The 7,103-nt window shown below is 34.1% G+C and carries 6 protein-coding genes and 1 tRNA gene; 5 read left to right on the forward strand and 2 right to left on the reverse strand.

Going from position 1 to position 7,103, the window contains the following annotated elements:
- Nucleotides 1–183: 183 nt before the first annotated feature.
- Together LDB17_RS04405 and LDB17_RS04410 are read right to left on the reverse strand one after the other, a co-directional pair.
- Complete coding sequence (locus tag LDB17_RS04405) at nucleotides 184–552, reverse strand: P-II family nitrogen regulator (RefSeq protein ID WP_135106111.1); 369 nt, start codon at nucleotides 550–552, stop codon at nucleotides 184–186.
- Between the two features lie 41 nt (nucleotides 553–593).
- Nucleotides 594–1,322 (reverse strand): hypothetical protein, encoded by a 729-nt coding sequence (locus LDB17_RS04410; RefSeq protein ID WP_252637409.1) that lies wholly within the window; start codon nucleotides 1,320–1,322, stop codon nucleotides 594–596.
- Nucleotides 1,323–1,780: 458 nt separating this feature from the next.
- Here LDB17_RS04410 and LDB17_RS04415 point away from each other — a divergent pair.
- From LDB17_RS04415 to LDB17_RS04435, 5 genes are all read left to right on the forward strand, one after another.
- Nucleotides 1,781–1,857: transfer RNA gene (locus tag LDB17_RS04415), tRNA-Asp, on the forward strand.
- A 266-nt stretch (nucleotides 1,858–2,123) separates the two neighbouring features.
- On the forward strand, nucleotides 2,124–3,362 hold the full coding sequence (locus LDB17_RS04420) for a site-specific integrase (RefSeq protein WP_252637408.1): 1,239 nt from the start codon (nucleotides 2,124–2,126) through the stop codon (nucleotides 3,360–3,362).
- Between the two features lie 13 nt (nucleotides 3,363–3,375).
- The gene (locus LDB17_RS04425) at nucleotides 3,376–3,804 is read left to right on the forward strand and encodes a hypothetical protein (RefSeq protein WP_252637407.1); all 429 of its coding nucleotides are present in this window, start codon (nucleotides 3,376–3,378) and stop codon (nucleotides 3,802–3,804) included.
- Nucleotides 3,805–3,960: 156 nt separating this feature from the next.
- A complete protein-coding gene (locus tag LDB17_RS04430; RefSeq protein WP_252637406.1) occupies nucleotides 3,961–4,737 on the forward strand; it encodes a hypothetical protein in 777 nt (258 codons plus the stop codon).
- 11 nt (nucleotides 4,738–4,748) lie between these two features.
- Nucleotides 4,749–7,103, forward strand: a 2,355-nt coding sequence (locus LDB17_RS04435; protein ID WP_393924909.1) for a DUF6443 domain-containing protein, incomplete at its 3' end; no start/stop codon positions are given.

The following is a 7,103-nucleotide window of genomic DNA, read 5'->3' on the forward strand; positions in this document are numbered from 1 at the left end:
GCTGCTGCAGCTTCTACGGGAATAGTCGTTATTGTTTTTAAAGAGTCAGCAACAGTTGTAAGAGAATCCTGTGCCCATACAGCTGTGGGTAAAACCATAGCTATAAACAATATAATAGTGACGTATTTGAATAATCGATGTTTCATATTTTTATTTTTTACCTAAAGCTTTTTAACCTAATCTTTATTTACTCTCTTCATCCTCTTCATCCTTGTCGTACAAGGCTTCGTCACCATGGTCTCCGGTGCGTATACGGATTGATTGTTCTATCGCCGATACGAATATTCTACCATCTCCGCTTTCGCCTGTAAAAGCTGAGCCTAAAATGGCATTGATTGATTTTTCTACATTTATATTTCTTACAACAAAAGCGATATAGATGCGTTCTATTGTATTTACATCGTATGCTATACCTCTGAATATTAAACCCTGACGGGCACTCCCCTGTCCATTGACTTCCCACCATGACAAAAAGTCGATATCTGCTTCATGTAACGCTCGGCGGACTTCATTAAATTTTGATTTGCGAACGATTGCTTCAATTTTTTTCATATAAAAAAGATAAAGTGTTTTATTTATAATTAAGGAGGTTCTTACTTAAAAGACATGCCAAATACAAAATGTATATCTTCAAGATTTGGGTTGCAGATGATATGACCGAATATCGGTAAAGAAAATGAATCTGTAACTTTTAAACTTTTGGATGCTTTTAAAGATATAGAAGTGAAATTGAATCCATTTGTTCCATAAACAGCACTTTCCCAAGGCGTGAATCCTGTTGATATTCCCATATCTATTCCTGCAACAGAAAATGGATAAGCTAACTCAATGTAAGTAGAATAAGAGTTTTTACCATCTTCTTTCTTATTTCCTTTACCTAGCAGAAATGTATTCCATGTAACATTTAATGGGAATGATTCGGGCAGTGTATAGCCTAATGATGTTTCTAAGTAATGTCCATTATTACTTCCGAGAGGGTTACTCAAATATCGATACTGACCTTCTCCATCCCACCAGTAATCTGTAACAGCAATTTTAAATCCGCTGTTTTCGTATGCGGCAGTAAAATCTACTTCTTTTTTACCATTTTCGCTAGTAAAATCTGTAGATGCCCATGCACCTAGTGAGAATCCACTTACACTAGCACTTAATGTTGGTTGAAAACTGGCTCCGGCTTGCTTATAACCGCGCCATACATAGGAACTTACTAAATCGGCTCCGAAATCAATATTAACTGATTGCGATTTTACGGATAAAGTAGAGAGGAAAGCAAATAATACTATAGCCAGACAACCTTTTTTACCTAAAATTAGAGTTTCCATAATCAAAATATTTAAAGATACTAAAATTAATCTTTATTATTCATTTTGATTAGATATATTGGTTATGAGTTTCTTTTTGATTTATTTATTTGCAAAAATATGACAAAATATTTTATAAATCAAAATAAAGTATAAAATATTTCAAAAAATATTTAGTGAAGTCATAAATTTGGTAGATATCAATATTGTAAATGTTATTTATCTTGCTGCTTTTTTAAGTATCAATTCTCGTAAACTTTTTTATTTATTTATATTTTTCCATTTTTCCATTTTTCCATTTAAATTTTCATAGAATACTTAAGCCGATAATTTTTCTTTATTTTTAATCCTTTGAAACACAATGATGTTAAATTTTATTCTAAAAAATCTTTGTAAATCTATTGCAGGATTCAAATCCTTATCCTATCTTTGCATCGCATTTGAGAGGAAATGCTGCTAATAAAAAAGTAAAACAAAATGGTGTGGTAGTTCAGTTGGTTAGAATACCTGCCTGTCACGCAGGGGGTCGCGGGTTCGAGTCCCGTCCATACCGCCAGAGTTAAAGCCAAAAGGCGAAAAAAGTTAGTTAAATCCTACAATATCAATATATTGTAGGATTTTTCTTTTTATCCATATAGCCAGAAAAAGACATTAAACAGGCATCGAACGCCTTAATTCGTTCCCCAAAGTGTTCACCCTAAGCGGAAAAAGTGTTCACCCTAAATTGTCTTTAATTGGCAGTGTATCAGACATTTTTGGAAGTACAAGATTTACTCATTCGAGAAACAATAATGTTTTATTTGTAATTTAAAATGAGTAGTTATGAAAAGTACATTCAATGTTATTTATTACATCCGTCGAGACAAACTTAAAAAGGACGGAACAGCACCTATCTTTTGCCGGATTACCATCTCTCAGGAGAAGGTCAGTTTTAATATAAAAGCTGCAATAAATACAGGTATTTGGGAATCAAGTACAGGCAGAGCAATCGGAAAGAGTCGAGAAGCTTTAGGTATCAATAAGATTATAGATTCTTATACCAGCCTTATCAATGAAAAATACAATGAGATATTTCATCGTGATGGGATTGTTTCTGCAGAAGGCTTGAAAAACAGTATTCTTGGTATCTCCTCGTCTCCTAACGACATACCAATCTATCTTTTGGAAGTCTATCGTCAGCACAATGAAGATATGGAAAAACTGGTCGGTAAAAAATTCTCTCCGGCTATCCTGCAAAAATACAAATGTGTTTATAAAAAGCTTCAGACATTCTTAAAATTCAAATATAATCTGTCTGATATTAAACTGAAAGATATTAAACACAGTTTCTTAACGGATTTTGAAACTTATCTCAGAATTGAAGGGAATTGCCAGACCAATACAATCGGACGCAACATGAGGCTTCTGAAGAAGATTATCAATATAGCAAAGAATAATGGTTGGATCATTGCAGACCCTTATGCGAATTATAAAATCCATTTTGAGAAGGTTGACAGAGGATATCTGACTGAAGAAGAGATAAAGGCGATTATTGAAAAAGACTTCTCTATTGCCCGGATCGAAAAGGTAAGGGATATATTTATATTTTCCTGTTTCACCGGACTTTCATATGCAGACATATACGAATTAACGTATGACGATATAAAGCCTCATTTTGATGATAATCTATGGATTATGAAGAAGCGTGTTAAAACGAATACCGATATAACCGTTCCTTTAATGGATATACCGCTTTCTATAATCGAGAAATACAGAGGAAAACAAAAAAATAATAAAGTTCTTCCGACAATGTGCAATCAGAAGATGAACTCTTATTTAAGGGAAATTGCCGATTTGTGCGGTATTGAGAAGCACCTCACCTATCACATGAGCCGTCATACATTCGCAACTACATTTTTATCCTTGGGTATTCCGGTCGAGTCTGTATCGAAAATGCTGGGGCATACAAAAATCCAGACAACGCAAATATATGCCCGGATAACTAATAACAAGATAGCCAATGAAATGAATGCTATTGCTGGAAAACTAAAAACTTACGAATCAAAAAGTGCTATTGTTTAATCTAGTTGAGTTTATGGAAACAGGATATATAAAGTTTACAGATATAGATACTGACAGACCAATCATTGAAGTAAAAATAGTAGATGGTACGGTCTGGATGACAGTAAATGATATGGCTGATCTGTTTGGCATATATACACCTACAATCAATAAGCATCTCAAAGTTATATTCAAAGAAGGCTTATTGAGAGAACTGGATGTGACAAAAGAATACCGGTATACCCGAAATGAGAAAGAAGAATATATTTGTACCTATTATAATCTAGAGGTTATTATTTTCTTAAGTTTCCGTATTCAATCGCTATATACCAAAACTTTTCGGGAATGGGTGTTGAATGCTTTTTGTGAATACGGAAGGGTAATAAATTATTGCTTTCATATCAAATATTTTAATTTAGACACTGCTGCTACCTTTATTATTCTTCGTATTTTTTTACAATAAATTAGATCTAGTTTATAGATGTACAATATTTAATTTTTTACATGTCTTTTGCTCTTTTATACTTCAGACCAAAGAAACTCATGCCCTCTAGTTTGATAAATAGTTTACTTATTTTTTATTACAACCTCTTGATTTGCTAATAGAGATAAGGCTCAATTGAAAGAGAAAATAACAAAAAAAGAAAAAGAAAATCCTGTTACTCTTTCTGAAATGTATTCATACAATGAGTATGATTTATTGTCTAAAACAGAAATAGTAAATAGTCAGTCTGTTTCGGAAATAGCTCAGACATTATATGCTTCTGATATAAAATCGGGTATCTACAATGAAATGAAATCGATAAATATGATTAATTATCCGATTGAAACAACAAGAAAAGTAAATAATAAAGTTATTTCTTCCGATTTAATAACATATAAAAAAAAGAATAATACTTATGTGCCGGAGTTTATCTTTAAAACCAGTATAACTAATCCTCTAGTCAACTTTATAAGTTACGACGGATCTAATAAAGACAGCCATTACTATCAAGAAAAAGCTTTTACCGAATACGATAAGGCTAACAACATAGTCGAAATAGTCGATAAAAGTGGTAGTAGCTCTGTTTTATTATGGGGATACAGATATACTTACGTAGTAGCAGTTATACGCAATGCCAGTTACAATGAAGTGATTGCAGCTATGCCGAATCTGGAATCTATACTATCAAATAGTACCTTAAGTCCCCAGGCGTTTGCCCCTTTGAGAGAAAAATTACCCAATGCCCAGATTACCAGCTATACTTATAGCCCAGATTTAGGTATGACATCAATGACTACACCACAAGGGCTAACATATCAATATGATTATTATTCGCTTGATAAGCTCAAAGCGATAAAAGATCTCGAGGGAAATATTATATCATGTTATAAATATCAATATAAGAATCATTAAATAGACAAATTATGAAAAGGAATATTATATTTTTGATTATATTTTTGGTTCTATCTGTCCACATTGCAGGACAACCTAGGGTTGACATCGGAACAATACCTTCCAATCAAATTTCTAATAAAACGGCAAATTTTAATTTCCCAAATAATGGACGTGTAGGGTTTGTTATGGTTGTTTTTAAGATAGATACTCCAACTTATCTTGATACTTCTACATCCACAACTTCGGCTAATAGTTTCAAGGCCTATATTGTTGCTTTGCAAGAAGGTCCGACTAATTATGTTATCCAGAATAAAACAGGCGAAACGAGTTGGAATAATGTTTACCTTAAAGCTGGGTATTGGATGTTAATGATAGATGTTGACAATACAACAGCTTGCACCGTTACAGTTCAGATGAAATTAACCCCTGAGTCACTTCTAGTGCCAGAACAAGATCCATCTCTTGATATGGAAGCTAATTATTATTATAGTAATAATAAACAAATCTATAATACAATAACAACTTCATATCCTAACATTAAAACAAATAATCTATCCTTTGATCCTAGTACCGGTATCGTGGATATACAATATTTTGATGATTTGGGGAAGTTGGCGCAAACGGTACAAGTTGGTAGAACACCGCAAAAAACAGACTTAATAATACTTTATGGATACGATTATTGGGGTCGCTTAAGTAAACAATGGTTACCCATCGTTTCTCCTTCAAATAATGGCTCTTTTGTGAATGCTGATAGGATATCTGAAATCTCAAAAACCTTTTATCTTGATGAAGAATCATATTCAAGGCCATATTACGAACCTTCACACCTAAATCGTCTTGAAAAGCAATATGGACCTGGGGCTGATTGGCATATAAAAAAGAAAGCTCACAGAACAGGATACTTGACTAATAGAACTAAAACCGGAACTACATGGGCATATGCGGATTCACTGGTCTGTGGATTGTACAAGACTACAGATGATACAAAAAGCATTAGTCTCTTCAGAACAACTAATTATGGAGTCGGTGAATTGTCTGTAACTCGCTTGAAAGACGAAGATGAAAACATATCTTACGAGTTTAAAGATAAGAAGGGGCAAGTCGTGCTAACCCGCCAGATAAACGATGGCAAACTGTATGATACTAACTATATTTATGATAGCTTCGGTAATCTTCGAGCGGTTCTTCCTCCAGAAGCATCCGATAGGCTTTTGAGTTCATCCAGTTGGGTAGAAACCGATACGAACCTGAAGCTATATGCTTACCTCTATAAATATGATGGGAGCAATCATTGCATAGCCAAAAAATTACCAGGTTGCGATTGGATATATTATGTGTATGATAAGGCTGATCAACTTATTTTTACACAAGATGGTGAACAGAGACTAAAAAGTGAATGGACCTATTCGATTCCCGATGTATTTGGACGAATAGTATTAACAGGAACATGTAAAAATATAATTAACTATGCAGTTGAAAATCCTATAAATGCAGTAGTAAAAGCAATTTATAATACAAGCCGGACGAATCTTGCAAACAGTTATACCATAACAGGTATTACTCTTTCTACTTCAACCATATTGTCTGCAAATTACTACGATGATTATTCGTTTTTAGGAATGACTGAGGTTCCGAACAATGCCAATACGCAGTATGTGGCTGAGTCCGGCTATGGTATTTGCTATGGTGATCACCAGGCAGCGAACAGATATAAGAACAAAGGATTGTTAACAGGGACTGTTACAACGCAAATGAATTCTACAGGTGGAATAGAAAGTACTTACCTATATTCAGTGATGTATTATGATAATCGTGGACGGCCGATACAGGTCAAGGGTAATAATCATCTTCCGGGTGGTATTGAAAAGGAATATATCGCCTATAACTTTACCGGACAGCCGACTCAGAAGAAACATGTCCATCAGGCTACAGGAAAGACCACCCAAACAGAGGTGTATGCTTACACTTATGACCATGCAGGACGATTGACCAAAGAAACTTATCAACTCAATGGAGCAACTGCTATCACCCTTGCAGAAAATATGTATGATGAATTGGGCAGACTCAAAACCAACAAAAAAGGTGGAGTAGCAAACGCGTTGTCTACCTATGGCTATAATATCCGATCGTGGACAAAATCAATTACAAGTCCCTTATTTACAGAAATATTGTATTATAATGATACATATGGAGGCAGTACTAAACAGTATAATGGGAATATTGGAGCAATGAGTTGGAAGCTGTCGAGTGAAACCAATACACATGGTTATGCTTTTACCTATGATAACTTGTCGAGATTAACTACCTCTAATTACTTGGTAAACGGCACAGCCAATACCAACTATAAAGAAGCATATATATACAATATTTCTGTAAATAAG

The sequence above is a fragment of the Dysgonomonas sp. Shenzhen-Wh21 genome, from assembly GCF_043392705.1.
In the GTDB taxonomy this organism is placed as follows: domain Bacteria; phylum Bacteroidota; class Bacteroidia; order Bacteroidales; family Dysgonomonadaceae; genus Dysgonomonas.

Coding starts and splice junctions, on each gene's coding strand:
- LDB17_RS04405 (WP_135106111.1), bottom strand. CDS start 552: ATGAAAAAAATTGAAGCAATCGTTCGCAAATCAAAATTTAATGAAGTC.
- LDB17_RS04410 (WP_252637409.1), bottom strand. CDS start 1,322: ATGGAAACTCTAATTTTAGGTAAAAAAGGTTGTCTGGCTATAGTATTA.
- LDB17_RS04420 (WP_252637408.1), top strand. CDS start 2,124: ATGAAAAGTACATTCAATGTTATTTATTACATCCGTCGAGACAAACTT.
- LDB17_RS04425 (WP_252637407.1), top strand. CDS start 3,376: ATGGAAACAGGATATATAAAGTTTACAGATATAGATACTGACAGACCA.